Origin of the sequence: Amycolatopsis pretoriensis (genome assembly GCF_900107925.1) — a bacterium.
In the GTDB taxonomy this organism is placed as follows: Bacteria; Actinomycetota; Actinomycetes; order Mycobacteriales; family Pseudonocardiaceae; genus Amycolatopsis; species Amycolatopsis pretoriensis.
Genome location: NZ_FNUJ01000001.1, coordinates 365258 through 390694 on the forward strand (window position 1 = coordinate 365258; position 25437 = coordinate 390694).

Genomic DNA, 25437 nt, shown 5'->3' on the forward strand with positions numbered 1-25437 from the left:
CGGCCGGGGAAAGGGTTGCTTCAAGGTTGCATCAGCACGACTTCGACGCCCGGGGCGAACCGATACGGGCGCGCGAGCAGCAGGCCGCCGATCAGCTTGCGCAGCCGCGACAGCTCCGCGCGCACGGTCACCAGGTGCGTGCGGTCGCCGTAGAGCGTCTCCGACAGCTGCGCGGCCGGCACCCCGGCCGGGCCCGCGGTCGCGATCAGCCGCAGCAGCTCCGCCTGGCGCCGGCCGAGCGGGTGCGTCCAGCGTGCGGAGCCTTCGACGACCGCGCGCGGCGGGTCGAGTTCGAGGGTCAGCCGCAGGGTTTCGCGCCGGCTCGGCCGCAGGAGCCAGCCGCCGGGCACCGGTTCGGGCTCGCACGCGCCGAGGCCGCGGACCGCGACCGGGACGCCGTGGCGGGGCGCGGCGACGCGGTCGACGCCGTGGACGCCGCTCTGCGCCGCGACCCAGCCGTGGTCGTCGACGACGAGTCCGGTCGTGCTCAGCAGGTGCCCGGACAGCCGGCGCAGAGCCTCCAGGCGGGCCTCGTGCCGCTGGTGCAGGACCGCCTCGGCCAGCCGCACCGACGTCCCGACCAGCGCGACGGTCATCGGGTGGACGGTCTCGGCCGGGCCGCTGACGTCGACGATCCCGAGCAGCTCGCCGGTCCGCGGGTCGTGCACCGGGTAGGCGGTGCAGGCCCAGGTGTGGTGCGAGCGGACGAAGTGCTCGGCGGCGAACATCTGCACCGGCGCGGCTTCGGCCAGCGCGGTGCCGATCGCGTTGCTGCCGATGGCGGGCTCCGACCAGGTGGCGCCCTCGGTGAAGCCGAGCGAGTCGGCGCGGTGGCGCACCCGCCGGGCGCCTTCGCGCCAGAGGACGACGCCGTCGGCGTCGGTGACGACCATCAGGTGGTGGGCGTCCTCGGCGACCGATGTCAGCGCGCCGCGCAGCTCGGGGAGGACTTCGTTCAGCCGGCACACCGTCCGGCGCCGTTCGACCTCGGCGGCCCCGACGGGGTCGGGCGCGGGCGGCCGGTCGGGATCGACCCCCTGCGCGGCGACGCGGCGCCAGGACCGTTCGACGAGCCGGCGCGGCGCCTTCGCGGGCGCGCGTCCGGCGAGGACGGCGTCGTGGATGCCGGCGAGCAGCCGGGCGTGCCCGGCGACATCGGTGCCGGGCCGGACCGCGCAGACTTCGTCGTCCACCGCTACCTCCTGGGCCGGCCTTCACGGTAACCCGGGAGAGCGGGATCGACGCAACCTTCGCGCAACGGTTGCCCGGCCCGGAGGTCATGAACGACTCGTTCCTGCGATCCGACGTCAGCGCCCCGGCAAAGTCGGTGGCCGGGTCTTGCTTCCGGCGGCGGTGGCGCCATGAAAGGGTCGTTCATGACCTTTCGGCCGGCCGTGGAGGCGACCGGTGCGGGCGTCCAGGACCGCCGGGTCCGTCCACAGTGGACTCCTGATGCGCGGCCGCCGTCCCGCCCTTACGATCGCGGCACACACGGGAGCGGGGGAGCGGATGGGCGTCGGCACCTGGCTGGTCACCATCGGCGTCGTCGTGGCGCTGCTCGCGATCGACCTCGTGCTCGCCGCGGTCCGGCCGCACCGGGTCCGGTTCGGCGAAGCGGTCGCGTGGTCGGTCGGCTACATCCTCGTCGCGGTGGCGTTCGGCGTCTGGCTGACGCTGGCCCACGGCGGCGAGCTCGGCACCGAGTACTTCGCCGGCTACATCGTCGAGAAGAGCCTGTCGGTCGACAACCTGTTCGTCTTCGTGATCATCATGACGACGTTCGCCGTCCCGGAGGAGCACCAGCACAAGGTGCTCACCTTCGGGATCGTGCTCGCGCTGGTCATGCGGGCGATCTTCATCGTGCTCGGCGCGACGCTCCTCTCGCTGTTCTCGGTCATGTTCCTGCTCTTCGGGCTGCTGCTGATCTACACCGGTGTCCAGCTGTTCCGGCACCGCGACGCCGACCCCGACATCGAGCACAACGTGATCGTCCGGACGGCGCGGCGCGTCCTGCCGGTCTCCGACGCCTACGACGGCGGCCGGTTGTTCACCCGCGAAGGCGGCCGCCGGGTGGTGACGCCGCTGGTCGTCGTGCTCGTCGCCATCGGTGGCGTCGACCTGCTGTTCGCCCTCGACTCGATCCCGGCGGTCTTCGGCGTCACCGACGAGCCCTACGTCGTCTTCGCCGCGAACGCCTTCGCCCTGCTCGGCCTGCGCGCCCTGTACTTCCTGGTCAAGGGCCTGCTCGACCGGCTCGTGTACCTCTCGGCCGGCCTCGCGGTGATCCTCGCCTTCATCGGCGTCAAGCTGATCCTGCACTGGGCGCACGTCGACCTCGACGAGCGCGTCCCGGAGATCGCCACGCCGGTGAGCCTCGCGGTGATCATCGGCGTCCTGGCCGTCGCGACGGTCGCCAGCCTGGTCAAGACCCGGCGCGATCCCGGGGCGAAGGCGCACCCGGGATCCCTGCGGGGGTCGTCAGACCGCGAAGACCTGTGAGTCGTCGGCGAAGGCCTTGAACTCCAGGGCGTTCCCGGCGGGGTCGAGCAGGAACATCGTCCACTGCTCGCCGGGCTGTCCCTCGAAGCGGACGTAGGGCTCGATCACGAACTCCGTGCCGGCGGCGCGCAGCCGCTCGGCCAGGGCCTGGAACTCGGCGACCGCGAGGATGAGCCCGAAGTGGGGGACCGGCACGTCGTGGCCGTCGACGGGGTTGTGGACCCGCTCCGGCCCCTTCGGCGCCAGGTGCGTGACGAACTGGTGGCCGTGCAGGTTCCAGTCGACCCACGTGTCGGCGCTGCGGCCCTGGGCAAGGCCGAGGACTTCGCCGTAGAAGCGGCGGGCGGCGGCCAGGTCATCGACGGGCATGGCGAGGTGGAAGCGCGGGATCGTCATGTCTGAATGTTAACATTACGACATGAGTGCTCAAGTGGCTCCCGCGCGCCGGCGCGGGCTGGCCGACGAGGTCGCCGACCGCGTCCGCGACGCGATCTTCGACGGGACCTACCCGCCGGGGGGCGCGCTGCGCGAGGTGGAGCTGGCGGACGCGCTGGGCGTCAGCCGCGGCCCGGTGCGGGAGGCGCTGCTCAAGCTGGAACGCGAGGGGCTGGTGCGCGGCGAGTGGCACCGGGGGACGACGGTGACGGCCCTGGACGAGGTGGACGTCGCCGAGCTGGACAGCCTGCGGGCGGCCCTGGAACAGCTCGCCGTCGCGCTCGTGGTCGAGCGCGGACCCGACCTGGCGGCGGTCGACGCCGTGGTCGCACGCATGGAACGGGCGGCCGACGAGCACGAGATGGTCCGCTGCGACCTCGACTTCCACGACGCGGTCTACGCCGCCGCCGGCCACCGCCGCCTGCGCGAAGCGTGGGAAGCGATCCGCTCGCAGGTCCACCTGTTCCTGCTGACCCGGATCGGCGTGGAGTCCGAGGGCTACCTCGCGGGCATCCCCGCCGAGCACCGGCAGCTGGCCGAGGCGCTGCGGGCCGGTGATCGCGACGCGGCTCTCGACCTCTTCGCCGTCCACCGCCGCCACGCGTTCGACGTCCTCACGGGACGGTCCTGATCACGCGGGCAGGTGGGCCGCGATCCCGGCCGGCACCCGGTCGAGTCCCGCCTCGAAACCCCGGTTCTGCCGGTCGGCGGCGTGCGGCAGCTCGGCCTCGATCATCACCCGCGTGAACCGCGGGTACGCGCAGCTGTCCATGATCATCGGGCCGTACTCGCCCTCCCGATCCATCCACTGGTCGTGGCTGAGGCCCGAGCGCCGCGCGGCCTCCCCGTCGGCCAGTTCGCCCAGCACGTGGCCGAGGACGAACGCGGACAGCGTGCCGAGGGCGGCGAGCATCTCGTCGGTGCCGAGGTCCATGCCGTCGAACGCGGACAGCGTGCGCTCGCGCCAGCGGAGGCTGTGCGGGCCGTGGATCGCCCGGCCGGCGAGGACGTTCGCGAACCAGAGGTGGCGCAGGCAGACTTCCCGCAGCGACCGGGCGATCGTGCGAAGTCCGTCGCGCCAACCCGCGGGTAGCGCGGTGTTGCGCAGTTCGCCCTGCACCTCGTCGCCCATCAGCTCGAGCACTTCGTCCTTTTTGGACACATACCGGTAGAGCGAGGTCGTCCCGGCGCCGAGCGCGGCCGCGACCCGCCGCATGGACACGGCGTCGAGGCCTTCGGCGTCGGCGATCCGGATCGCGGCCAGGGCGACGTCGCGCCAGCTGTGGGCGGGCTTCGGGCCGCGCGTGCCCTGCTCGGGACGCAGCCAGAGCGGCGGCTGGTCGTTCGCCGGCACCGCGGACCTCCTTCCGTTGGCAACCCGCTTCCGCGACGGCCGCGCGGTGGTCTTGGACCCGGGAACGGCGTCGGCGGCGGCGGAGTGGGGGAGCAGGGTCGAGGTGGTGACGGCGCGGCCGCTGGCGTTCCCGGACCGGCGCCCGGCGGCTTTGGTGCGCCCGGACGGGTATGTGGTGTGGGCTTCGGTCGGTGAGTTCGACGAGGGGGAGTTGCGGTCGGTGCTGGAGAGGTGGCTCGGGCCCGCCGACCGGAGTTGACGCCGCGGCGTTCGCGCTCGGCGCCGTCGACACCCGGCCCACCGCCGGGTGTTGACGGCACCGCGGTCCGGCGCGGATCGTGGACCCATGGCGACACGCATGGGCGCGCGGTTCACCGGGGACCTTTCCGCGCTGCGGTACGAACCGGTGGCCAAGCGCGTGCGCGCCGTCGCGAGTGGACGGACCCTCGCCGGCTCGCGGCGGGCCGTGCTCGTCTGGGAACCGAAGCGGGTCGTGCCCTCCTACGCCTTCCCGCTGGCCGACCTCCGAGCGACCCTGACCCCGGCCGGCGAAGCGGCGTCCCCGGAACACCCCGTCCGGCTGGCCGAAGGCGGCCCGCCGGTCCTCGACCCGCGGACCGCCTTCGCCGTGCACACCTGCGCCGGCGAGCCGCTGACCCTCGCCGCCGGCGACGTGACACTGCCGGGCGCCGGTTTCCGGCCCGCCGATCCCGATCTGGCCGACCACGTCGTCCTCGACTTCGCCGCCTTCGACGAGTGGCTCGAGGAAGCCGAACCCATCGTCGGGCACCCGCGCGACCCCTTCGCGCGCATCGACATCCGGCGCGGCGACAGCCGCGTGCTGATCGAAGTGGACGGTGTCGTCGTGGCCGACTCCGCCGCGCCCCGCATGCTCTTCGAAACCGGCATCACCACCCGCTACTACCTGCCGCGCGCGGACGTCCGGATGGACCTGCTCACGCCGTCGGACACGCGCACCACCTGCGCCTACAAAGGACACGCGACCTACTGGTCGGTGGGTGCCCACCGCGATCTCGCCTGGACCTACGACGAACCGCTGTCCGACGCCCGGGACGTCGCCGGCCTCATCGCCTTCCTGACCGAACGCGTCGACGTCGTCCTCGACGGCGAACGGCTGCCGCGGCCGGTCACGCCCTGGTCGTAGCCCCGCCCGTCCGCACCGGCAGCACGATCGCCGACGGGTGCGCCGGGTCGTGCCGGACCTCCTGATCCGCGGCGCGCAACGTCGTCGCGGTGGCGTGCGGCTCGCCGGTGCCGGGATTGCGGGCGTAGCGCGGGAAAGCGCCGCTGGACACCTGGACCCGGAGGCGGTGCCCGCGCCGGAACCGGTGCGCCGTCGGCCACATCCGGACCCCGACCGCCGCGAGCTCGTCGGCGTTCCACAGGCTCGTCAGGCCGTCGCAGACGTTGACCGACCGGCCGCCGGGATCGACGTCGCAGAGCCGGACGAAGACGTCGGCGAACGGCAGGCTGCTGCGGAACCAGATCTCCGCACTCACGTCCCCGATGACTTCGACGTCTTCGTCGAGCACGGCCGTGGTGTAGGTGAGGACGTCGGCGCGGGCTTCCAGGGCCGTGTTGTCGACGCGGCCGGCGTCCGGGGCCATCCGCACGCCGCCGGCCGCGGGGGTCGGGTCCGCCGGGTCGTAGCGGTAGCGGTCCGGTTCGGACTCCGCGGGTTCACCGACCGACAGCGTACCGCCGCCGTGGAGGTGGAACCGTTGCGGCGCATAGCCTTCCGGTGGCCAGGAAGCGAAGTCACGCCAGGCTTCCTCGCCCATGACGAACAACCGGACCGGTGCACGCTCCGGCGGCTCCTCGCCACGGGCGTGCGCGAGCCCGAAGCCGAGCGTCTCGCGGAGCGTGAGGCCCGCGCCGGCGAGCAGGTCGGGCCGGGCGGCGTGGGTCCACGGCCCGACCGTCAACCGGGGCCGCCGGCCCGCGTCCTGCAGCGTCCGAAAGTCGCGCAGCTGGCCGGGCAGGAAGATGTCGTACCAGCCGCCGATCGCGCTCACCGGCACGGTGACGTCCGCGACGCGGGCGCGGTGGTCGACCGCCGCCCACCGCGCGTCGGTTTCGGGGTGGGTCAACACGTCCTGGATGTAGTCGGAGCGGTGGCCGATGGCGACGACGTCCGCCTGCGCGAGCGGCAGCGTGTTCAACGCCCGCTCCAGCTTCTTCGCCTGACCGCGCCGGCGCAGCAGCGCGAACCGCCGCTCCTGGACGGCTACCTGGACGCCCCAGCCGAACGGCGTCTCCAGCGAAAGGCCGTCCTCCCGCAGGAACTCCAGCGTCAGCCCGGATTCGGTGACGTGCGGGACCATCGCCTTCACCTGCGGCGGCAGGCGGTCGGCGACGGCCCACTGGACGTAGCCGAGGTAGCTCGCGCCGAGCAGCACCATCGAGTCGCCGAACCACGGCTGCCGCACGACCCAGTCCAGCGTCGCGAGGCCGTCTGCACGCTCTTGGCGCAGCGGGTCGAAGACCCCGCCGGAGCCGAAGCCGCCGCGGGTGCTCTGGATCAGCACCTGGAAGCCGCGTTCGGCCAGCGGCCGGGCGAACAACGCGCCGAACGCGCCGGTGCGCCCGTAGGGGCTCCGGACGAGCGCGGTCGGCAGGCCGTCCCCGCCCGTGCGGGGCGCCCAGTGGTCGGCGAGCAGCTCGGCGCCGTCGGGCATCGGGACACGCAGGTCGCGCCGGACGGTCAAGCGCCGGGTCGCCGGGGCGGGCAGCCGCAGCAGGCGTTCGAGGACACGGCTGATCACCGGCCGGCCTCCTTCGTGATGGTCGCGGTGACGACCGACCGGATCCGCAGCAGCCGGTCGGTGAACTCGTCCGCGTCGAGCGGGTCCGGCCCGTCGACGACCCACGCGTTGACGACCGCGCCCGCGCCGCCGGTCAGGAACGTGGCCAGGTCTTCGATCTCCCGCGCGCCGAGCCGGTTGCCGAGCGCGTGGCCGAGGTGGCGGCGGTTGAGCGGGAGGAACACCCCGGTCAGCGCTTCGGTGAAGGCGAACGCGGGCGTCCCGGTCAGCAGCGCGCGGTAGAAGCGCCGGTGGGCGGCGAAGTGCCGGGCCAGCGCCAGGAGCGACGCGCGTTCGTCGCCGGGCGGGTCTTCGAGCAGTTCCCGGCGGACGAGGTCGAGCGCGGCCTCCAGCAGGAGCGAGTCGCGGTCGCCGAACTGCTGGTAGAGCACCTGGCGGCTGACGTCGGCCGCCTCGGCGAGCTCTGAGACGGACACCGCGGCCGAGTCCCGTTCGGACACGAGCTCGACCGCGGCCCGCATCAGGGCGGCGCGCGACCGGCGCACCCGCCGGTCCTTGGCGGGGGCTTCGGTCGTCCAGCCGGCTCGCACTCACTGATAATGGACAGTTGTCAAGAAAATGGCAAGTGTTCGGTAACCACTGGGGCGTCGACCCAGCCGGACGCCCACAGGTGCGACGGCGGCGTATCCCCGCGGAACACCGCCGCGTGCCGCCGGGCGAACTCGGCGAAGGTCGTCGGCCGGACCCCGAACCGTTCGTGCGTGCCCAGGTCCACCCGGGACTCTTCGGCGCCGGTCCGCCGTTCGGCGAAGAGCTCGTCCATCGCGTCGGCGAAGAAGCCGGGGATCCCGGCGGCGAGCAGCGCCGCCCGCTTGCCGGCCGGGTCCGCGTCGACGTAGCGGACCGGCCGCCCGGCGACCGCGGCGATCCGCGCGGCGACCTCGGTCATCGTCAGTGCCTCGGGTCCCGTCATTTCGTACCGCCCGCCGTCCTCGCCTTCGCCGCGCAGCAGGGCGACGGCCACGCGCGCGATGTCCCCGACGTCGACCGGCGCGAGCTTCGCGTCCCCCATCGGCAGGGCCAGCACGCCGTCGCGCCGGATCGACGGCACCTCGCGGAAGTACACCGGCATGAACTGGCTCGGCCGCAGGACCGACCAGGCGAGCCCGGAGCCCGCCAGGTACCGCTCGATCCCGGCGTGCATCCGGGCGAACCGGAACCCGGAGCCGTCCCGGCAGCCGCGCCCGGACATCTTCACCACGTGCCCCACGCCGGCGCGTTTCGCGGCGTCGATGAACGCCCGCTGCGTCTCGACCAGCCGTTTGTCGGCGGAGGAGATCAGCAGGGCCCGGTCGACGCCGTCGAACGCGCTCGTGGGCGGGTCGAGCAGGTCGCCGGGCACGACGTCGACGCCGCCGGGCAAACCGGCGGCCTTCGCGGGATCCCGGACCAGCGCGCGCACCGGCAACCCCTCGGCGACGCATGCTTGGAGCACCGCGGATCCGGTCAGCCCGGTCACCCCTGTCAGCAAGATCATGGCTTTTCCTCTCTCTCGCGTACTTGGACAGCGAGGCCGCCCGGAATGCACCGCCGCGGCGGGTGCGAGCATGCAGCCATGTCTTCGACCATGCGGGCCTTCGTGCTCACCGGCCCGCGCGAGGGTGCCGTCCAGGAAGTGCCCGTCCCCGAAGCCGTTCCCGGTGAGGTCGTCGTCGACGTCGACCGGGCCGGGGTCTGCGGCACCGATGTCGAGTTCTTCACCGGCGAGATGGCCTACCTGCACCAGGGCCACGCCGCCTACCCGATGCGGCTCGGGCACGAGTGGTCCGGCACCGTCTCCGCGGTCGGGGCGGGGGTCGATCCCGCGTGGCTCGGGCGGCGGGTCACGGGGGACACCATGCTCGGCGACCGGACGTGCCGCCGCTGCCGCAAGGGCCACCAGCACACGTGCGAGCACCGCCAGGAAGTCGGCATCCGCGGCGGCCGGGCCGGGGCGCTGGCCGAGAAGCTCGCCGTTCCGGCGTGGTCGCTGCACGTCCTGCCCGACGAGGTCGACGCCGTGCTCGGCGCCTTGGTCGAACCCGGCGGCAACGCCTTGCGGGCGGCGCGGGCGGCCGGCGTCGGGCCCGGTGACCGGGCGCTGGTGCTGGGCCCCGGGACGATCGGCCGGCTCACCGCGCTGTTCCTGCGGGCCGACGGCGCCGAGGTCCACTTGCTGGGCCTGGAAGAAAGCGAGCACGTCCGGACCCGCGAAACGCTCCCGGACCTGCCGTTCGACGCCGTCGTCGACGCGACCGACGCGGCGGATTCACCAGCACTGGCCCTGGAGCTGGTCGAACCGGCCGGCCGGGTCGTCTACATCGGACTGTCCGGGCGGCCCAGCACGCTCGACAGCCGCGCGCTGGTGCTGAAGGACGTCACGGCGGTCGGGGTCCTGTCCGCGTCACCGGGACTGGCCGACACGATCGCCGCCTACGCCGCCGGGACCGTCGACCCGCGCCCGCTCGTCGGGGCGACTGTCGGGCTGGACCGGGTCGGCGCGGTGCTCGCCGGCGAGCGCTTCGGCGCACCGAAGGTCCACGTCGATCCGCGTGCCTAACGCGGCGAGGCCAGCGTCGTCGGGCGGCTGCGCCCGCGCAGGGTGACGTCCTCGGTCGCCGCCCACCGCTCGGCTTCCTCGACGGCCGCCGACTCGACGGCCGTCCACGACGCGAGGAGGCGGCCCGGCGCGTTCTTCGCCAGCTCGGTCAGCCGGGCGGCCTCGTTGACCGGGTCGCCGATCACCGTGTACTCGAACCGGCGCGGGTCGCCGACGTTGCCCGCGACCGCGTCTCCCGTCGCGACGCCGATGCCGGCCGGGCCGTCCGGCACTTCCAGGGCGAGGCGGCGGGCGATCGCGCGGCCGGCGGCCAGCGCGCACGTCGCGTGGTCTTCGAGCGCCGCGGGCGCTCCGAAGACGGCCAGCGCCGCGTCGCCGACGAACTTGTTGATCAGCCCGTGGTGGCGGTCGACCTCGTCGACCACCACCGCGAAGAACCGGTTGAGCAGGCCGACGACCTCCTCAGGCGGGCGGCTCGCGGCCAGCGCCGTCGACCCGACCAGGTCGACGAAGAGCACCGACACCGTCCGCACCGAGCCGCCCAGCTCGGCCGACGACCGCATGGCCTCGACGGCGACCTCGTGACCGACGTGCCGGCCGAAGAGGTCGCGCATCCGTTCCCGCTCGGCCAGCCCGGCCGCCATGTCGTTGAACCCGGCCTGCAGCAGGCCCAGTTCGGTGCCGTCGTAGACCGGGATGGCGACGTCGAACTCGCCCGCGCGGACGCGGCCCAGCGCGTCGCGCACCGAGGTGATCGGGTTGACGACCGCGCGGGCGGTGAACACGGTGACGAGCAGGCCGAAGCAGAGCACGACCAGGCCGAGCGCGATCACCGACACCGCGAGCTTCGTCGTCGAGACGTCGCCGCGCACCCAGGCCAGCACCGCAGTGACGACGAGCCCGGCCACCGGCACCCCGGTGCCGAGGCACCAGAACAGCAGCATCCGCAGGTTGACGCCGCCGCTGAGCGGCCGCGGCGGCGCGATCCCGTCGAGGGCCCGCGCCGCGTACGGGCGCAGGGCGAACTCGCCGAAGAGGTAGGCGATCGCGCACACCACGACGCTCGCGAACGCGACGACGAGGAACACGGTCAGCGCGACGGCGGGCTGCTCGGCCACGGCCAGGGCGGCGAACACGAGGGTCGCCACGCCCCACAGGACGGCCTGCATCAGCGTGAGCCGCAGGGGGACGCGCAGGCTGGCGACGCGTTCGGCATCGCTCGGCCGGCGTCCTTCGGCGGCCCAGTGCAGTGTCCGCAGCGCCCCGCGGGTGCCCCAGAGCGCACCGACGGCGACCGCCGACACGACGTAGACCGGCACCGCGATCGCGGTGGTCCGCACCAGGTCGCCGGACATGCCCGGCGCGGGGATGAGCAGCGCGGCGAGCCCGACGACGACCAGCGCGCCGATGACGTTCGTGGCGATCAAGGTGGCGGTCAGCAGGCGCTGGACGCGCCGGCGCAATACGGTGACGTCCTGGTCGAGGGGCCCGAGCAGGCCGGAGCCGAACGGCCCGGTGGGGGTGTCGCTTCGTGGGTGCACCGATTCCCTGCCGTTCGCGCGATTGAGTGAACGAATGTACACCGAAGCAGTGGTGGCTCGCGAGCCGGTTCACGCCGTCGAGTGGCTCATCACGCCGCTCGAGTCCGAAAGAACGATGAAGGTCGTGCTGCACGCGTTGGTTGAGCCGACGGATGTGCACCGGAGCGGATATGTGTTACGGTTGGTAACAGTGAACTCGGGTAACACCTGACAGGGAGGTCGGCGATGACCAGCATCAGCGAACGCGAGGCGGGGACGGACCGCGAGACGACCGCGCGCCGGCTGCTGGACTCGTCGGAGCAGCTGTCCTACGACCCCGTCAAGGAGGTCGACTGGGAGACGCCGCTGGACACGGACTACCACGGTGCGAGCCCCGAGTGGAGCACGCTCTACGGCACGTCCTACTGGGCCGACATGACCCCGGAACAGCAGCGCGAGCTGACCCGCCAGGAAGCGGCGTCGGTGGCGAGCACCGGGATCTGGTTCGAGATGATCCTGCAGCAGATGATCCTTCGGGACTTCTACGCGAAGGACCCGACCGACCCGGCTTTCCAGTGGGCGCTGACCGAGATCGCCGACGAGTGCCGGCACTCGATCATGTTCGCCCGCGGCGCCGCCAAGCTGCGTGCGCCGGCCTACCGGCCGCGCCGGTTCGTCGTCGAGGCCGGCCGGATCTTCAAGGCGACCGCGACCGGCGAGGCGGCCTACGCGGCGATCCTCGTGGCCGAAGAGGTCCTCGACGTCATGCAGCGCGACTGGATGCGCGACGAGCGCGTCGTCCCGTTCGTGCGCACCATCAACAACATCCACGTCGTCGAAGAGTCGCGGCACATGAAGTTCGCGCGCGAGGAGACCCGCCAGCGGCTCGAGGGCGCCGGCTGGGTGCGGCGGCAGGTCAACGCGCTGGTCGTCGCGATCGCGTCCTACGTGATCGTCGGCAGCATGTGGAACGCCAAGGTGTACGAGAACGCCGGGCTCGACGGCAAGCGCGCGCGGCGCGAGGCCAAGGCCAACGAGCACCACAAGTCGATGCTGCGCTCGAGCTGCTCCGGGCTGATGGAGTTCCTGCACTCCGCCGGGCTGCTCACCAAGCCGTCGCTGTGGTTCTACAAGCGGGCGAACCTGATCTGACATGGCGTTCGCGATCACCCAGACCTGCTGCGCCGACGCGTCCTGCGTGTCGGTCTGCCCGGTCAACTGCATCCACCCGACGCCGGACGAGCCGGACTTCGGGACGACCGACATGCTCTACGTCAACCCGGCGACCTGCATCGACTGCGGCGCCTGCGCCGACGCCTGCCCGGTCGACGCGATCTTCCCGGCCGGTGACCTCACCGGGTCGCTGAAGGTCTACGAGGAGATCAACGCGGAGTTCTACGCGGGCCGGGACGTGCTCGCCGAGGCCACCGTCGCGCCCAACTTCCACCGCTGGTCCCCACCTTCGTTCGCGCGGATCCTGCCGAGCGACTTTGCGCCCCTGGACGTCGCGGTCGTCGGCACCGGCCCGGCGGGCATGTACGCCGTCGAAGACCTGTTGCTGCACACCACTTCCCGCGTCACGCTGATCGACCGGCTCGACACGGCCGGCGGCCTGATCCGCTACGGCGTCGCGCCCGACCACCCGTCGACGAAGAAGATCGGCGAGACGTTCGCGCGCTTCCACGACCACCCGCGGCTGCGGTTGCGGCTGGGCACCGAGGCCGGTCCCGAGCTGGCCGAGCGGTACGACGCGGTGATCTACGCGGTCGGGGCCACCGAAGCCCGCCGCCTCGACGTCCCGGGGGAGGACCTGCCCGGCAGCCTGCCCGCGGCCACGGTCGTGAACTGGTACAACGGCCACCCCGGCGTCCGGCCGGACGCCGTCGACCTCTCGGCCGAGCGGGTCGTCGTGGTGGGCACCGGCAACGTCGCCCTCGACATCGCCCGGATCCTGACGGCCGACCCGGAGTCCCTGGCCGACACGTCGATCGCGCCGGCCACGCTGGCCCGGCTGCGGTCGAGCAAGGTGCGCGAAGTCGTGCTCCTGGCCCGGCGCGGGCCTTCCGACGCCGCCTACACGCGGTCGGAACTGCTCGCGCTGGCGGCCCGCGGCGACCTCGTCGTGGACGCGCACGACCCGCGCGTCGCCGCGGCCATCGACGCCGGGGACGGCAAAGCCGCGCTGCTGCAAGGAGTTCCGCGCGAGACGGTGGACTGGTCATCGCCGCCCTCGGACGGCACGCGCCGGGTCGTCCTGCGCTTCCACTCGGCCCCGCTGGAGTTCACCGGCGACACGGAGGTCCGCGGCGTCCGCGTGACCGGCGACGTCGAGATCACGGCCGGGCGGGTCGTGCGGGCGGCCGGGTTCCGGGGTGCCCCGGTGCCGGGCCTGCCGTTCGACGAGGTCACCGGAACGGTCCCGAACACCGCCGGCCGGGTCTTGCCCGGGACTTACGTGGCCGGGTGGATCAAGCGCGGCCCGTCGGGGGGCATCGGCGCGAACAAGGCGTGCGCCCGCGAGACGGTCGGCGCCCTGCTGGAGGACGCGGTCGCCGGCCGGCTGCGGACGCGCGGACAGCGCCGCCGGTCAGCCGCCCGACGGTGAATGGCTCGTGTGGGTGAACTCCACTGTGGACAGCATCGAGGCGTCCGTCGTCGAGCGGCGGCGGCCGAACACCAGTACCTTCGCCGGCTCGACCGCGAACACCGCCACGTCGTCGTGTCCGCCCTGCCGGAACCCGGTGTCGGTCGCCTCGTAGACCCAGCTGCCGTCCCACTTGGCCAGCCACGCCTCGGCGAGCCGGTCCAGCTTCGTCCGCTCCGTGACGCGCCGGGCGACGCCTTCGACCACCACGTCCAGGGCGTCGTCCCAGGAGTCGCGGCCGGTGGTGAGCACGACGTTCGGGTTCGCGCCGAGGTTGCGGTACTTCTGCTCGGTCTCGCCGGTCGAGAAGTGCAGGACGCCGTCGAGCCACACCGCGACCAGCGGGGTCACGTGCGGCCGGCCGTCGGCGCGCACGGTGGTGAGCCAGCTGATCTGGGCGTTTTCCAGTGCCCGCTGGGTTTCGGCCCAGCCGGTGGGCTCGGTGCCGGGGTCGCTGAACCGTTCGTCGAGCCGGGTTTCCATGGTCACTCCGTTCGTCGGCCGGTGCCGAGGTGGGTTTCGCGCAGTTCGGCCATGAAGGCTTCCCACAGCGGCGGACCGCCCGCGGTGAGCACCTCGGCGCGCGCGGCGTACTCGTCGGTCACGGGCAGGTGCCGGACGCCCCACGCGCTGAGCTGGACGAGCACCGGGACCAGGTCGATCGCGCGCTCGGTCAGGCTGTAGGTGACCTTCTGCTTGTGCGACGGATCGCCGGCCCGGGTCAGCAGGCCGTGCTCGACGAGCACGGCCAACCGGTCGGCGAGCACGTTCGACGAAATCCGCTCTTCGCCGTCGAGCAGCTCGCGGAAGTGCCGAGCCCCGCCGAAGACGACGTCCCGCAGCACGAGCAGCGTCCACCGGTCGCCGAAGATCTCCAGCGACAGGTTGATCGGGCACCCCGACCGCGCTTCCCGCACCGCTCCCACCTCACAACTGGTTGCATTACGAGAGCAGTATTACCCCGCAGCGGCCGGTGTTAAACCGGTCACCCGGCCAGCCGGTGCAGGACGGCGGCCGCCAGCGCGGTCCGTTCCAGCATCCCCTCGACGCTGATGTGCTCGTGGCGGGCGTGGGCGCCGTCGCCGACCGCGCCGAAGCCGTCCAGGACCGGGTGGCCCAGCGCCGCCACGAAGTTGCCGTCGCTCGCGCCGCCGACCGAGCACTCCCGCAGCGTGACGCCCAGGCCCGCGGCCTCTTCGCGGGCCAACTCGTACAGCCGCGCGATGGCGTCCGAACGTTCCATCACCGGGCGGTTCCAGCCGCCGGTCACCTCGACCGCCGCGCGGGGGTCGTGCGCCTTCAGCGCCGCGAGACCCGCGTCGATGCGGGCCGCCTCGGCCGCGCTGGACACGCGGACGTCGATCTCGCCCGAAGCCGCGCCCGCGATCACGTTCTGCCGCGTGCCGCCGGTGATCACGCCGACGTTCACCGTGGTTCCGGCGTCCACATCGGACAGTCCGTGCAGCGCGAGCACCGCCCGGGCCAGCTCGTCGACCGCGCTCGCGCCCTTCGCCGGGTCGAGCCCGGCGTGCGCCTCGACGCCCTTGGTGTGCACCTGGAACAGGCCGACGCCCTTGCGCGCGGTCTTCACCGCACCGTCCGCGCTCGCCTCGAACACCAGCGTCGCGCGGGTGCCGGCGGCGGCCTCCTCGATCACCGGGCGGGACGCCGGGCTGCCGATCTCCTCGTCGCCGTTGAGGACCAGCCGCACGGCCGGGCGCGGCAGGCCCGCCGCGTCGAGTGCGCGCAGCGCCCACACCGCGTGCACCAGGCCGGACTTCATGTCGAAGATCCCGGGACCGGTCGCGCGGTCACCGTCCACTGCGAACGGCCAGCCGTCCAGGGTCCCGAGCGGCCAGACCGTGTCGTAGTGGCAGAGCAGGAGCACCGGCTCGCCGGTGCCGGGGAAGTCGTAGACCTTGATGTCGCCGTGGCGCCCGCCGTCGACGTCCCGGACGGTTCCGGGCGCGCCCAGGCGTTCGCGCAGCCAGCCGTCCACCCAGGACAGTCCCGCGGTCAGCGCGGCCTTGTCGTCGCTGGGGGTTTCGATGCCGACGTAGGCGGCGACGTCGGCGAGGAGGTCGTCGCGGTGCGCGCACACCCATTCGTGCAGTTCGCGGATCACAGCGTTCGCTCCAATTCGACGAGGTGGTCTTCGGACATCGGTGCGGCGCCGGTCTCGACGTCACGCAGCCGCGTCAGCATCGCCCGCAACAGCGGGACTTCCGCCGCGGCGAGCACCGGCGCGTAGTGGTGGTGCACTTCGATCGGGCGGTGCCGCACGGCGATGTCGCGCCAGATGCCGCTGCGGTCCTTCGGCTGGGTCCGCAGCCACGCGACCAGGCGGTCGGTCGCCGCGTCGCGGCCGGTCGCGCCGGGCCGGTAGGCGGCCGGGTCGAACTGGTCGAACGGCTCCAGGACGCGGTCGCCCGCCGCGGCGAGGACCTCGGCTGTGAGGGCGTGCATCAGCGGGCGGTGCCGGTCGATGAGGTCGGCCATCGGCGCGTCGGCCAGTGCCGTCGTGGTGAGCATCGCGCCGAAACCGAGCTTCGCCCACAGGTAGCCCTCGACGTTGGCGGTCGCCTTCGCCGGACCCCAGGCCTGCAGGTCGGCGACGACTTCCTCGACCCGGTCGCTGATCCGGCCGTCGGGCTCGCCGACGACCAGTGCGCCGAGCCCGCCGTCCCGCACGACGCCGGGCTCGACGACGTCGGCGAAGAGGTTCACGAACGCACCGACCGTCCTTTCCGGACCGACGTGCGAGGCGATCAGCCCTTCGTTGAGCCCGTTCTGCAGGGACACGACGAAACCGTCGTCGGCCAGCCGCGGTGTCAGCCACGGCAGCACGGTCTCGGTGGCCTGGGCCTTGACGGCCAGCAGGACCCGGCCGAGCGTCGGCGGCGCGTCCTCGGGCAGGAATGCCGGTAGTGCCACGGTTTCGTCGCCGCTCGGGCGGCGCAGGGTGAGGCCACGAGCGGTGATCGTGGCGACGTGGTCCGGGTCGGCGTCCACGATGGACACCGGGTGGCCCGCGCGGGCGAGGTGGAACGCGAGCGTCCCGCCGATCGCGCCGCCGCCGACCACGGTGTACGAGCGCCGATCAGACATGCGCTTCCTTTCCTTGCTGGACAGCGGTTTCCCCGGCCCAGTGCAGTGGCAGACCCACCGCGCCCGCGGTCGAGCCGCCGTCGACGCGCAGGACCGCGCCGGTGATCCACGCGGATTCCGGCCCGGCGAGCCAGTGGACGGCATCGGCGATCTCACGCGGCTCGCCGCGGCGCCCGAGCGGGTTGACCGACACCGCGGCCGCGTACGCCTCGGTGACCGGGTTGGCGTCGCTGTCGACGGTGACGAAACCCGGGCTGACCGCGTTCACGCGGATGCCGTGCGGGCCCAGTTCGACCGCGCAGGCCTTGGTGGCCATCTCCAGCGCGGCCTTCGACGTCGCGTAGTGCGCGGCGCCGGGACGCGCCCGGGTCGCGGCGCCGGAGGAGATGTTGACGACGGCGCCGGTGGTTCCGGCTTCGACGTGCGCGCGTCCGAAAGCGACAGTCGTGAGCAGTGCGGCGCGAACGTTGACGTCCTGCACGCGGTCCCAGACTTCCGCGGTCATCTCCAGCAGGGGAGTGGCGGGGTAGATCCCGGCGGCGTTGACGAGGACGTCGACCGGGCCGGCCCGTCCGACGAGCCCCTCGGCGTACTCGGCGTCCGCGAGATCGCCGGGCAGCTCGACGACGTCGGCGGGCAGCCGAGCGGCCACTGTGGACAGTTCCGCCGCGCGCAGGTCGGACAGGACGAGCCGGTCGCCCGCTTCGGCGAACCGCCGCGCGATGGCGGCGCCGATGCCGCCGCCGGCTCCGGTGACGAGCACGGTCCGCACTACAGCTCCTTCCCCTTGGTCTCCGGCATGGTGAGATAAACCGCGACGCCGATGAGCGCGGCGACGGCGACGTAGACCCACACCAGGTTCCCGAGGTGGTTCGTGGTGAGCCACGTCGTGACGTACGGCGCCGTGCCGCCGAAGATCGCCACGGCGAGCGCGTACGGCAGGCCGATACCGGTGGTGCGGACCTCCGGCGGGAACTGCTCGGCCATGATCACCGCGCAGTTCGCCGAGTACCCGACGATGAGCACCAGGCCGATCAGCTCGATGACGAAGACGCTCCAGAAGCTGTTGCCCAGGAAGTGGAACGCGGGCCAGGCGAACACCACGAACCCGCCGGCGAACGCCGTCATCGTCGCCTTGCGCCCGATCCGGTCCGACAGCAGGCCGCCGAAGGGCAGCAGCGCGATGAACACGACCATCGCCAGGGTGTTGGCCAGCAGCGCGGTCTTGAGCGGGATGCCGGTGGCCAGGTGCGCGTAGGCCGGCATGTAGGACACCCACACGTAGTAGATCAACGTCCCGGCGATCGTCACCCCGGCGACGCGCAGCGCGGCCTTCGGGTGGTCGCGCAGCATCGCCACCAGCGGGTTGCGCCGCGGCTTGGCGCTGATCTTGGCGAACGCCTCGGTTTCGTGCACCGACACCCGCAGCCACAGGCCGACCAGGCCGAGCAGCCCGGCGAGGCCGAACGCGAGCCGCCAGCCCCAGCCGCGCAGGTCGGCGTCCGACAGCGTCGAGTTGAGGATCGTGCCCATCAGCGCGGCCAGCAGCGAGCCGAGGCCGACCGACACCTGCTGCCACGAACCGGCGAACGCGCGGCGGCCGGGGGCGGCCGACTCGATCAGGAACGCCGACGACGAACCGAACTCGCCGCCCGCGGAGAAGCCCTGCACGAGCCGGGCCAGCAGCAGCACGATCGGGGCGAGGACGCCGATGTGGGCGTAGGTCGGGGTCAGCGCGATGACGATCGACGCGCCGGCCATCAGCGAGATGGTGAGCGTCAGGCCCTTCTTGCGGCCCCGGCGATCGGCGTACGCGCCGAGCACCGCGCCGCCGATGGGCCGCATGACGAACCCGACGGCGAACACGGCCAAAGTGGACAGTAGCGCGGTGGTTTCGCTGCCACCCGTGAAGAACTGGCCGGCGAAGACCGGGGCGAAGGTGGTGTAGACGGCCCAGTCGACCCATTCGACGGTGTTGCCGACGGCGCCGGCGACGATCGCCTTGCGCTGGTGGGCCGTCAGGCGGTGGCTGACGACGGTGTCCACAGTGGTCATTTCAGCTCCTGGCGGACGTGGTCGACGATCTGCGCGTGCGTGGCGAACCAGACGCCGTCGTGGCCGGCGATGTGGTCGAGGAGTTCGTCGAGGACGGTCAGGCGCGAGCGGTGACCGATGATGTGCGGGTGCATGGTGAGCTGGAAGATGCCGCCGTCGGCGTAGGCGGCGTCGAACTCGTCGCGCCAGATGGAGAGCACACCGCGCGGCGGGGTGTAGGGCCGCAGCGACGCGAACCGGTCCATCATGAAGTACGGCGCGTCGTCGCGGATCCACTCCACCGGCAGCTCGACGACCCCGGTCGGCTCACCGTTTTCGAGGAGTTCGTAGCAGTCGTCGTCGGCCATCAGCGACGAGTCGTACGTCAGGCCCAGCTCCCGCGTGATGGCGAGGGTGTGGGCGGAGAAGTCCCAGGACGGCGTCCGGATCCCGACCGGCCGGGTGCCCGCGAGTCCTTCCAGGACGTCGGCGGCGCGGAAGGCGAGGTCGCGTTCCTCGGTCTCGGTGAGCGCGGTGTTGCGCTCGTGGATCCAGCCGTGCAGCGCCACTTCGTGTCCCGCGTCCACATAGGACTTCACTTCGCCCTCGTGGAGCAGCGCCGACACGGCGGGCACGAAGAACGACGCAGGTGCGTTGTACTTGCGCAGCAGCTTGAGGATGCGCGGCACGCCGACGCGGGCGCCGTATTCGCCCTGCGCCAGCTTGCCGGGCAGGACGTCGCCGTCGCGCAGGGCGGGCGTCTCGTGGTCGGAGTCGAAGGACAGCGCGACGGCGACCTTCGCGCCGCCGGGCCACGCGGCCGGGCGCAGCGGGCGTCCGGCGCGGACGTGCTCGACGTGTCCGCGCCACGTCTTTTCGTCCCACTGCCAGGGCTGGTCGGTCATGCGTCCTCCAAGCTGGCGGCACGTGTCGGGGCCCACGCGCGCTTGAGCGTCGAAACCTGCAGGGTCACGTCGGCCTCCCGGAGCCCGGGCAGCGCGCCGACGACGTCGGTGGTGTGGCGGTAGAGCTCGGCGTAGTGGCGCAGCACGATCTGGCCGACGAGGTTGAACCGCCCGGTGGTGGCGGAGAGGTACTTGGTGCCGGGGTGGGCGGCGAGCTGCTGCCCGGCGCGGTCGAGCTCGCCGGGGACGACGGAGAGCCAGAGCATGAACTCGAGGGCGTAGCCGAACATGGCGGGCTCGGCGAGCGTCCGGAACCGCAGACACCCGCGTTTCACGAGCGAATCGACGCGACGGGCCACTGTGGACTCGCTGGTGCCGACCAGTTTGGACACTTCCTTGAACGGCAGCCGGCCGTCCTCGCCGAGGGCGGCGCAGAGGGCGAGGTCGAGTTCGTCGAGCTGTTCGGGCGGGCGTTCCCAGTGCTGTTCTTCGAACGGCCGGACGTCCCCGCCCCGCAGGTCTTCGGCGGCGCCGGGGCTGAGCTCGCCGGAGTCCCAGTCGTGGTTGGAGGTGAAGGTCCGCATGACGGCGAAGGTCTCGGCGTCCCGGATGGCTTCGGCGGCGGGGAAGCCGTTTTCCTGCAGGCCGGCGATGTCGGCGTAGGAGGGGAGGACGAACTCGGCGGAGCAGTCGGCGCTCCCGGCGAGCACGCTGGCGTACCGCACATCGGGCCGAGCGGCGAGGGCTTCGGCGACGGTGGCGGCGGTCCCGGGCCGGCACTTCAGCCGGGCGATGACGGGAACGCCGAGCCCGCAGCGCAGGACATCGACGACCCCGATGACCCGCAGCCGGCCGCTTTCGGTGAGTTTCTCGGCCCGCCGGAGCACGGTGGACTCGCTGGCCCCGACGTGCCGGGCGATGGCACCCCAGGAAGCCCGCCCGTTGAGCTGCAGGGCCGCGACGATACGCCGGTCGAGATCGGCGGTCTTGCCTTCGTTCGGCATGGGACGCATCCTGAATGCAGGAAAACGTCAAGTCAAGGGGTTGCGGTGCAAGAAAGCTGCAAACTGGAGGCTAGCGCCCCAATGTGGCCTTCGGTGCGTGTGACGCACCGAAGGCCACATTGGGTGCGTGAGACGCAACCAAGGCCACATTGGGGCGCTTGGGGCAGCGGACGCCGCGCCGGGCCGCCGGTGGGCTGAAGGCGGGTCGAGGGAAGTTTTGGCCGGGCGGCCGGTCGGTTGAGGGCGGGTCGGGAAAGTTTGGCCGGGTCGCGGGTGGGCGGAAGGCCGGTCGGGGAAGTCCTGGCCGGGCCACCGATGGGCTGACGGCGGGTCGGGGAAGTTCTGGCCGGGCCGCCGGTGGGCTGAAGACGGGTCGGGGGAAGTTTTGGCCGGGCCGCCGGTGGGCGGAAGGCCGGTCGGGGAAGTTCTGGCCGCCGGTGGGTTGAGGGCGGGGCGGTAAGTCCTGGCCGGGCCACCGAGGCCGCGGAGGGAGTCCGGGCTCGCCCGGCCCGGGCGTCAGTCGATCGGGAGCACCGGCGTCTCCGCCGCGAAGGTGTCCGCCGCCGCCAGGTCGAACTCGCCGTGGTCCGTCCCCAGCCCCTGGGCCACCAGCCCCGCCGCCGCGCAGCCCAGTACCGCCGCCTCGCGCAACGACCTCCCCAGGCCCACGCCCCGCAGGAAGCCCGCCGAAAACGCGTCCCCGCACCCCGTCGTGTCCACCACCGGGACCGCGAACGCCGGTACCGCCAGCGTCGCCTCCGGTGTCACCACCAGCGCCCCACGCGCACCCCGCGTGACCGCCACGCAGCCGACCCCGCGTTCCAGCAACGCGTGCGCGCCCTCCTCCAGCGACACCGCGCTCGTCAAGCCGAGGACCTGCTCTTCGTTCGGCAACAGGTAATCCACCGAGGGCAACGCCGGGTCGATCCACGCCAGCACCCCCGGATCCCCGGGCGCCAGCAAGTCGGCCGACGTCACCACCCCGGCGGCCTGCGCCGGCGCCAGCAGAGACGCCGCCGCGACGCCGCCCATCAGCTCCGGCCCGCCCAAGTGCAGGTGGGTCGCGCCGGTGAGCGACGCGGCCGGGAACTCCGCCGGCTCGAACCCCAGGTTCGCCCCCGGCACGTGGAACGCCGGCCGGCTGCCGTCCGGGCGGATCGGGAGCACCGACGCCGACGTCTGCACCCCGGATCGCCGCAGCACCAGCGACGTGTCGATGCCGTACCGGGCGAGCATCGACAGCAGCAGGTCGCCGATCGGGTCGTCGCCCACCGCGCCCGCCGTCCGGACGTCCGCGCCGAGCTTCGCCAGCGTCACCGCCGTGCCCGCCGCCGTTCCCGCCGGGCCGAAGCGGATCTGCTCCACCAGTGTCGCGCCCTGGCCCTCCGGGATCGCCGTCACCGGCCGGACCTGCACGTCGAACACGTGCGCCCCCAGCGTCACGACGGTCTGCGTCACCGGTCCTCCAGCCGCCGCGGGCGGCCGTAGCCGCGCTGGACCGCCGCGGTCACGACGGCTTCCTGCTGCACGTCGTCCAATGCCCGTGGGACGCCGAGCGTCGCCGCCCGGACGTACAGGCCGCACGCCCACTCCAGCAGCAACGCGTGGTCCATCGCCGCCTCCAGGGTCGGGCCGTGGACGATCGCGCCGTGGTTGGCCAGCAGCGCCGCCGCCTTGCCTTCCAGTGCCGCGAGAGTGCCCTCGGCCAGCTCCGCCGACCCGAACACGGCGAACGGCGCGACGCGGACCGCGCCGCCCAGGGCGAGCTGCTGGTAGTGCACGCAGGGCAGCTCGTCGAGCACCACCGACACCGCTGTCGCGTGCGGGGAGTGCGTGTGGACCACCGCGCCCGCGCCGTAGCGCCGGTAGATCCCCAGGTGCAGCTCCAGTTCCGACGTCGGCGCCAGCTCGCCGTCGACGACTCCGCCGTCGAGGTCGACGACCGTGACGTCCGCCGGCCCGGCCGTGCCCAGCACGACCCCCGTCGCGGTCACCGCCACGTGGTCACCGGCCCGGACGCTCACGTTGCCCGCCGTGCCGATCAGCAGGCCCTCCGCGGCGAGGCCGTTGCTCGCCCGGGCCACCGCCCGCCGGGCGTCGTCGAGCACCGAACTTCCCGCTGTCATGGCCCGAGGCTAGAATAAACCCGAAACAAAGTCACGTTCAGGTTTGGAGCCGGATGCCACCGCGAGTGCCGCGCCAGGCCCGGGCCCGCGAAAAGCTGGCCCGGGTGCTCGAGGCCGCCGACCGGCTGCTCGCCGAAGAGGGCGTCGAGGCGCTGACGACCACCCGGGTCGCCGCCGCGGCCGGCGTCTCCGTCGGGACGCTCTACCAGTACCTCCCCGATCGCGACGCCATCACCGAAGCCCTCGCCGAGGGCTACCTCGCCCGCCTCGAAGACCTCATGACGGCCTTCACCGACCAGGCCGCGCGGGAGAACTGGGACGATCCCGTCGGCCTGCTGGTCGACGCCTTCGCCGCGCTGTACCGCGCCGAACCCGGGTTCCGCGCGCTCTGGCTGGGCCGCGGCCTCACCGCGGCGACGCGCGAAGCCGACGTCGCCCACAAGCGCGTGATGGCCGCCGGCGTGCACCGCGTGCTCGTCGCCCAAGGCCTGCTGCGCGACGACGAGGCGGCCGCGACGGCGTGCCGGACCGCGTTCCTGGCCGCCGACGCCGTGATCCAGGAGGCCTTCCGCGCCGATCCCGACGGCGCCGCCGCGCTGCTCGACCAGCTGAAGGCGATGCTCCGGGCCTATCTGGAACGGCTCGTCTAGGCTCGCGGGCATGCCCGATACGCAGTACGAAGACCTGCTCCGCCACGTTCTCGACACCGGCGCCCGCAAGGCGGACCGCACCGGCACCGGCACGCGGTCGATCTTCGGGCACCAGCTGCGCTACCGCCTCGCGGACGGCTTCCCGCTGATCACGACGAAGAAGGTCCACTTCCGTTCGGTCGCCTACGAGCTGCTGTGGTTCCTGCGCGGCGAGGGCAACGTCCGCTGGCTGCAGGACAACGGCGTGACGATCTGGGACGAGTGGGCCGCGCCGGACGGCGATCTCGGGCCGGTCTACGGCGTCCAGTGGCGGTCGTGGCCGACCCCGGACGGCGGGCACGTCGACCAGATCGCCGAGGTGCTGCGCACGCTGCGCGAGAACCCGGACTCGCGGCGGATGATCGTGTCGGCGTGGAACGTCGGCGAGATCCCGCAGATGGCGCTGCCGCCGTGTCACGCGTTCTTCCAGTTCTACGTCGCCGACGGCGAGCTCTCGTGCCAGCTGTACCAGCGCAGCGCCGACCTGTTCCTCGGCGTGCCGTTCAACATCGCCAGCTACGCGCTGCTGACGCACATGATCGCCGAGCAGGTCGGGCTCCGGGTCGGCGACTTCATCTGGACCGGCGGCGACTGTCACATCTACGACAACCACGAAGAGCAGGTGCGCAAGCAGCTCGCCCGCGACGCGCGCCCGTTCCCGACGCTCAGCCTCAAGGACGCCGACAGCCTTTTCGAGTACACCTACGACGACATCGCGCTCGACGGCTACAACCCCCACCCGGGCATCAAGGCGCCGGTGGCGGTGTGATCGGGCTGGTCTGGGCGCAGTCGGCGAACGGCGTCATCGGCCGCGACGGCACGCTGCCGTGGCACCTGCCGGAGGACCTGAAGCACTTCCGCACCTTGACGTCGGGCGCGACCGTCCTCATGGGACGCCGCACGTGGGAGTCGCTGCCGCCGCGGTTCCGGCCCCTGCCGGGCCGGCGCAACGTGGTGCTGTCGTCGACCCCGCAAGAAGGCGTCGAGACGTTCCCGGAGCTGCCGAAGGCGCTGGACTCGGTGTCCGGCGACGGCTGGGTGATCGGCGGCGCGGCCGTGTACGGGGCGGCGCTGCCGTTCGCGGACCGGATCGTCGTGACGGAGATCCGGGAGACGTTCGAGGGTGACACGCTCGCGCCGGACGTGGGGCGGGCGCCGGACGCCACGGGGGAGTGGCAGGAGTCGTCGACCGGGCTGCACTACCGCTTCCTGACCTGGGGTTAGCGTGACCCGGACCGGGCTCAGGCCTGCGCACCTGGCGGCCGTGCTGCGGGAACGCGTCTACGGCGGCATCACCTGCCTGAGCACCCTGCTCGTCCTCGCCGGCCGGCTCGGGGACCCCCTCGACCCCTGGTCCGCCGTCCTCGACCTGGTGATCGCCACCGGCGGGATCTGGGCCGCGAGCCTGTTCGCCGAGTACGTCTCCCACCTCGCCCTGCACGAGGCCGACGGCGAACGCGCCGACGTCCGGCTGCTCCTGCGGGCCAGCGGCCAGATCCTCGAAGCCGCGGTGCTGCCCGGTCTCCTGCTGGTCGCCGGCGCGCTCGACGTGGTCCGGTTCTCCGTCGCCATCTGGGCGAGCGTGTGGCTGCTCGTCGCGGAGATGGGCCTGTTCGCCCTCCTCGCGGTCCGCCGCACGCGGCTGCCGTGGTGGAAGCAGCTGCTCCTCGTGGCCGCGCTCGTCGGGCTCGGGCTCGTCGTCATCGGCCTGAAGACCGCCCACTGAGCGACTTT

Annotated in this window: 29 protein-coding genes; 12 read left to right on the forward strand and 17 right to left on the reverse strand. The window is 72.8% G+C overall.

The window, feature by feature from the left end; genetic code table 11:
* Positions 1-20 precede the first annotated feature (20 nt).
* On the reverse strand, positions 21-1193 hold the full coding sequence (locus BLV96_RS01740; RefSeq protein WP_086674423.1) for a GAF domain-containing protein: 1173 nt from the start codon (positions 1191-1193) through the stop codon (positions 21-23).
* 316 nt (positions 1194-1509) lie between these two features.
* On the opposite strand from BLV96_RS01740, the gene BLV96_RS01745 reads away from it, so the two are divergent.
* Entirely contained in the window at positions 1510-2499 is a 990-nt protein-coding gene (locus BLV96_RS01745; protein WP_086674424.1) for a TerC family protein, read from the forward strand.
* Here BLV96_RS01745 and BLV96_RS01750 read toward each other — a convergent pair.
* Entirely contained in the window at positions 2479-2895 is a 417-nt protein-coding gene (locus BLV96_RS01750; RefSeq protein ID WP_086674425.1) for a VOC family protein, read from the reverse strand. The two genes, BLV96_RS01745 and BLV96_RS01750, sit on opposite strands and share 21 nt — an antisense overlap.
* A gap of 22 nt (positions 2896-2917) precedes the next feature.
* Here BLV96_RS01750 and BLV96_RS01755 point away from each other — a divergent pair, with 22 nt between their 5' ends.
* On the forward strand, positions 2918-3565 hold the full coding sequence (locus BLV96_RS01755; RefSeq protein ID WP_086674426.1) for a GntR family transcriptional regulator: 648 nt from the start codon (positions 2918-2920) through the stop codon (positions 3563-3565).
* Here the strand turns inward: BLV96_RS01755 and BLV96_RS01760 are convergent, their stop codons facing one another.
* Positions 3566-4288 carry a TetR/AcrR family transcriptional regulator gene (locus BLV96_RS01760; protein WP_086674427.1) on the reverse strand — a complete coding sequence of 241 codons (723 nt, stop codon included), beginning with the start codon at positions 4286-4288 and terminating at the stop codon, positions 3566-3568.
* A 16-nt stretch (positions 4289-4304) separates the two neighbouring features.
* Here BLV96_RS01760 and BLV96_RS49630 point away from each other — a divergent pair, with 16 nt between their 5' ends.
* The gene (locus tag BLV96_RS49630; RefSeq protein WP_158104103.1) at positions 4305-4547 is read left to right on the forward strand and encodes an aromatic-ring hydroxylase C-terminal domain-containing protein; all 243 of its coding nucleotides are present in this window, start codon (positions 4305-4307) and stop codon (positions 4545-4547) included.
* Between the two features lie 87 nt (positions 4548-4634).
* Complete coding sequence (locus tag BLV96_RS01770) at positions 4635-5453, forward strand: DUF427 domain-containing protein (protein WP_167379512.1); 819 nt, start codon at positions 4635-4637, stop codon at positions 5451-5453.
* On the opposite strand, the gene BLV96_RS01775 is transcribed toward BLV96_RS01770, so the two are convergent.
* From BLV96_RS01775 to BLV96_RS01785, 3 genes are read right to left on the reverse strand one after another with little or no spacing between them, the layout of a single operon-like run.
* Positions 5437-7074, reverse strand: coding sequence for a CocE/NonD family hydrolase (locus BLV96_RS01775; protein ID WP_086674430.1), 1638 nt, complete (start codon positions 7072-7074; stop codon positions 5437-5439). The two genes, BLV96_RS01770 and BLV96_RS01775, sit on opposite strands and share 17 nt — an antisense overlap.
* Positions 7071-7664 (reverse strand): TetR/AcrR family transcriptional regulator, encoded by a 594-nt coding sequence (locus BLV96_RS01780; RefSeq protein ID WP_086674431.1) that lies wholly within the window; start codon positions 7662-7664, stop codon positions 7071-7073. Before BLV96_RS01780 ends, BLV96_RS01775 begins: the two co-directional genes overlap by 4 nt.
* 20 nt (positions 7665-7684) lie before the next feature.
* Positions 7685-8611 carry an SDR family oxidoreductase gene (locus BLV96_RS01785; RefSeq protein WP_086674432.1) on the reverse strand — a complete coding sequence of 309 codons (927 nt, stop codon included), beginning with the start codon at positions 8609-8611 and terminating at the stop codon, positions 7685-7687.
* A 78-nt stretch (positions 8612-8689) separates the two neighbouring features.
* Here BLV96_RS01785 and BLV96_RS01790 point away from each other — a divergent pair, with 78 nt between their 5' ends.
* Positions 8690-9673 (forward strand): zinc-dependent alcohol dehydrogenase, encoded by a 984-nt coding sequence (locus BLV96_RS01790; RefSeq protein WP_086674433.1) that lies wholly within the window; start codon positions 8690-8692, stop codon positions 9671-9673.
* Here BLV96_RS01790 and BLV96_RS01795 read toward each other — a convergent pair.
* Positions 9670-11214, reverse strand: a complete 1545-nt coding sequence (locus tag BLV96_RS01795; protein ID WP_086674434.1) for an adenylate/guanylate cyclase domain-containing protein — start codon at positions 11212-11214, stop codon at positions 9670-9672. The genes BLV96_RS01790 and BLV96_RS01795 overlap by 4 nt on opposite strands.
* A gap of 34 nt (positions 11215-11248) precedes the next feature.
* Between BLV96_RS01795 and BLV96_RS49635 the strand changes: the two genes are divergently transcribed.
* Genes BLV96_RS49635 through BLV96_RS01805 form a run of 3 tightly spaced genes read left to right on the forward strand, consistent with a single transcriptional unit; the run spans position 11249 to position 13798 of the window.
* Positions 11249-11425: a hypothetical protein gene (locus tag BLV96_RS49635; RefSeq protein WP_158104104.1), complete on the forward strand. Its 177-nt coding sequence runs from the start codon at positions 11249-11251 to the stop codon at positions 11423-11425.
* A 14-nt stretch (positions 11426-11439) separates the two neighbouring features.
* Positions 11440-12345 (forward strand): AurF N-oxygenase family protein, encoded by a 906-nt coding sequence (locus BLV96_RS01800; protein WP_086674435.1) that lies wholly within the window; start codon positions 11440-11442, stop codon positions 12343-12345.
* Position 12346: 1 nt separating this feature from the next.
* The gene (locus tag BLV96_RS01805) at positions 12347-13798 is read left to right on the forward strand and encodes an FAD-dependent oxidoreductase (RefSeq protein ID WP_086674436.1); all 1452 of its coding nucleotides are present in this window, start codon (positions 12347-12349) and stop codon (positions 13796-13798) included.
* On the opposite strand, the gene BLV96_RS01810 is transcribed toward BLV96_RS01805, so the two are convergent.
* The 10 genes from BLV96_RS01810 to BLV96_RS01850 form a co-directional block, all read right to left on the reverse strand.
* Positions 13781-14320: a pyridoxamine 5'-phosphate oxidase family protein gene (locus tag BLV96_RS01810; RefSeq protein ID WP_086674437.1), complete on the reverse strand. Its 540-nt coding sequence runs from the start codon at positions 14318-14320 to the stop codon at positions 13781-13783. The two genes, BLV96_RS01805 and BLV96_RS01810, sit on opposite strands and share 18 nt — an antisense overlap.
* A 2-nt stretch (positions 14321-14322) precedes the next feature.
* Entirely contained in the window at positions 14323-14754 is a 432-nt protein-coding gene (locus BLV96_RS01815; RefSeq protein ID WP_086674438.1) for a winged helix-turn-helix transcriptional regulator, read from the reverse strand.
* Between the two features lie 68 nt (positions 14755-14822).
* Positions 14823-15962, reverse strand: a complete 1140-nt coding sequence (locus BLV96_RS49640) for a M20 family metallopeptidase (RefSeq protein WP_167379513.1) — start codon at positions 15960-15962, stop codon at positions 14823-14825.
* On the reverse strand, positions 15959-16945 hold the full coding sequence (locus tag BLV96_RS49645) for a ketopantoate reductase family protein (protein WP_167379514.1): 987 nt from the start codon (positions 16943-16945) through the stop codon (positions 15959-15961). Before BLV96_RS49645 ends, BLV96_RS49640 begins: the two co-directional genes overlap by 4 nt.
* Positions 16938-17717 carry an SDR family NAD(P)-dependent oxidoreductase gene (locus BLV96_RS01825; protein ID WP_086674439.1) on the reverse strand — a complete coding sequence of 260 codons (780 nt, stop codon included), beginning with the start codon at positions 17715-17717 and terminating at the stop codon, positions 16938-16940. The genes BLV96_RS49645 and BLV96_RS01825 overlap by 8 nt, the downstream gene beginning before the upstream one ends.
* Positions 17717-19000: an MFS transporter gene (locus BLV96_RS01830; RefSeq protein WP_086674440.1), complete on the reverse strand. Its 1284-nt coding sequence runs from the start codon at positions 18998-19000 to the stop codon at positions 17717-17719. Before BLV96_RS01830 ends, BLV96_RS01825 begins: the two co-directional genes overlap by 1 nt.
* Positions 18997-19884 carry a polysaccharide deacetylase family protein gene (locus BLV96_RS01835; RefSeq protein ID WP_086674441.1) on the reverse strand — a complete coding sequence of 296 codons (888 nt, stop codon included), beginning with the start codon at positions 19882-19884 and terminating at the stop codon, positions 18997-18999. Before BLV96_RS01835 ends, BLV96_RS01830 begins: the two co-directional genes overlap by 4 nt.
* Positions 19881-20888 carry an Lrp/AsnC family transcriptional regulator gene (locus BLV96_RS01840; RefSeq protein ID WP_086674442.1) on the reverse strand — a complete coding sequence of 336 codons (1008 nt, stop codon included), beginning with the start codon at positions 20886-20888 and terminating at the stop codon, positions 19881-19883. The genes BLV96_RS01835 and BLV96_RS01840 overlap by 4 nt, the downstream gene beginning before the upstream one ends.
* A 516-nt stretch (positions 20889-21404) precedes the next feature.
* Positions 21405-22346, reverse strand: a complete 942-nt coding sequence (locus tag BLV96_RS01845) for a carbohydrate kinase family protein (RefSeq protein ID WP_091388655.1) — start codon at positions 22344-22346, stop codon at positions 21405-21407.
* On the reverse strand, positions 22343-23014 hold the full coding sequence (locus BLV96_RS01850) for a class II aldolase/adducin family protein (RefSeq protein ID WP_086676915.1): 672 nt from the start codon (positions 23012-23014) through the stop codon (positions 22343-22345). The genes BLV96_RS01845 and BLV96_RS01850 overlap by 4 nt, the downstream gene beginning before the upstream one ends.
* A gap of 53 nt (positions 23015-23067) precedes the next feature.
* Between BLV96_RS01850 and BLV96_RS01855 the strand changes: the two genes are divergently transcribed.
* From BLV96_RS01855 to BLV96_RS01870, 4 genes are read left to right on the forward strand one after another with little or no spacing between them, the layout of a single operon-like run.
* Entirely contained in the window at positions 23068-23664 is a 597-nt protein-coding gene (locus BLV96_RS01855) for a TetR/AcrR family transcriptional regulator (protein WP_086676916.1), read from the forward strand.
* A 10-nt stretch (positions 23665-23674) separates the two neighbouring features.
* Entirely contained in the window at positions 23675-24472 is a 798-nt protein-coding gene (locus BLV96_RS01860) for a thymidylate synthase (protein ID WP_086676917.1), read from the forward strand.
* Positions 24469-24927, forward strand: a complete 459-nt coding sequence (locus tag BLV96_RS01865; RefSeq protein WP_086676918.1) for a dihydrofolate reductase — start codon at positions 24469-24471, stop codon at positions 24925-24927. Before BLV96_RS01860 ends, BLV96_RS01865 begins: the two co-directional genes overlap by 4 nt.
* Before the next feature lies 1 nt (position 24928).
* On the forward strand, positions 24929-25429 hold the full coding sequence (locus BLV96_RS01870; protein WP_086676919.1) for a hypothetical protein: 501 nt from the start codon (positions 24929-24931) through the stop codon (positions 25427-25429).
* The last annotated feature ends 8 nt before the right edge of the window (positions 25430-25437 follow it).

Bases quoted from the DNA above. Each gene is read 5' to 3' on its own strand.
- BLV96_RS01745 (WP_086674424.1), top strand. From the start codon at position 1,510: ATGGGCGTCGGCACCTGGCTGGTCACCATCGGCGTCGTCGTGGCGCTG.
- BLV96_RS01750 (WP_086674425.1), bottom strand. From the start codon at position 2,895: ATGACGATCCCGCGCTTCCACCTCGCCATGCCCGTCGATGACCTGGCC.
- BLV96_RS01755 (WP_086674426.1), top strand. From the start codon at position 2,918: ATGAGTGCTCAAGTGGCTCCCGCGCGCCGGCGCGGGCTGGCCGACGAG.
- BLV96_RS01770 (WP_167379512.1), top strand. From the start codon at position 4,635: ATGGCGACACGCATGGGCGCGCGGTTCACCGGGGACCTTTCCGCGCTG.
- BLV96_RS01785 (WP_086674432.1), bottom strand. From the start codon at position 8,611: ATGATCTTGCTGACAGGGGTGACCGGGCTGACCGGATCCGCGGTGCTC.
- BLV96_RS01790 (WP_086674433.1), top strand. From the start codon at position 8,690: ATGTCTTCGACCATGCGGGCCTTCGTGCTCACCGGCCCGCGCGAGGGT.
- BLV96_RS49635 (WP_158104104.1), top strand. From the start codon at position 11,249: ATGTACACCGAAGCAGTGGTGGCTCGCGAGCCGGTTCACGCCGTCGAG.
- BLV96_RS01800 (WP_086674435.1), top strand. From the start codon at position 11,440: ATGACCAGCATCAGCGAACGCGAGGCGGGGACGGACCGCGAGACGACC.
- BLV96_RS01805 (WP_086674436.1), top strand. From the start codon at position 12,347: ATGGCGTTCGCGATCACCCAGACCTGCTGCGCCGACGCGTCCTGCGTG.
- BLV96_RS01810 (WP_086674437.1), bottom strand. From the start codon at position 14,320: ATGGAAACCCGGCTCGACGAACGGTTCAGCGACCCCGGCACCGAGCCC.
- BLV96_RS49645 (WP_167379514.1), bottom strand. From the start codon at position 16,945: ATGTCTGATCGGCGCTCGTACACCGTGGTCGGCGGCGGCGCGATCGGC.
- BLV96_RS01830 (WP_086674440.1), bottom strand. From the start codon at position 19,000: ATGACCACTGTGGACACCGTCGTCAGCCACCGCCTGACGGCCCACCAG.
- BLV96_RS01835 (WP_086674441.1), bottom strand. From the start codon at position 19,884: ATGACCGACCAGCCCTGGCAGTGGGACGAAAAGACGTGGCGCGGACAC.
- BLV96_RS01840 (WP_086674442.1), bottom strand. From the start codon at position 20,888: ATGCCGAACGAAGGCAAGACCGCCGATCTCGACCGGCGTATCGTCGCG.
- BLV96_RS01850 (WP_086676915.1), bottom strand. From the start codon at position 23,014: ATGACAGCGGGAAGTTCGGTGCTCGACGACGCCCGGCGGGCGGTGGCC.
- BLV96_RS01855 (WP_086676916.1), top strand. From the start codon at position 23,068: ATGCCACCGCGAGTGCCGCGCCAGGCCCGGGCCCGCGAAAAGCTGGCC.
- BLV96_RS01860 (WP_086676917.1), top strand. From the start codon at position 23,675: ATGCCCGATACGCAGTACGAAGACCTGCTCCGCCACGTTCTCGACACC.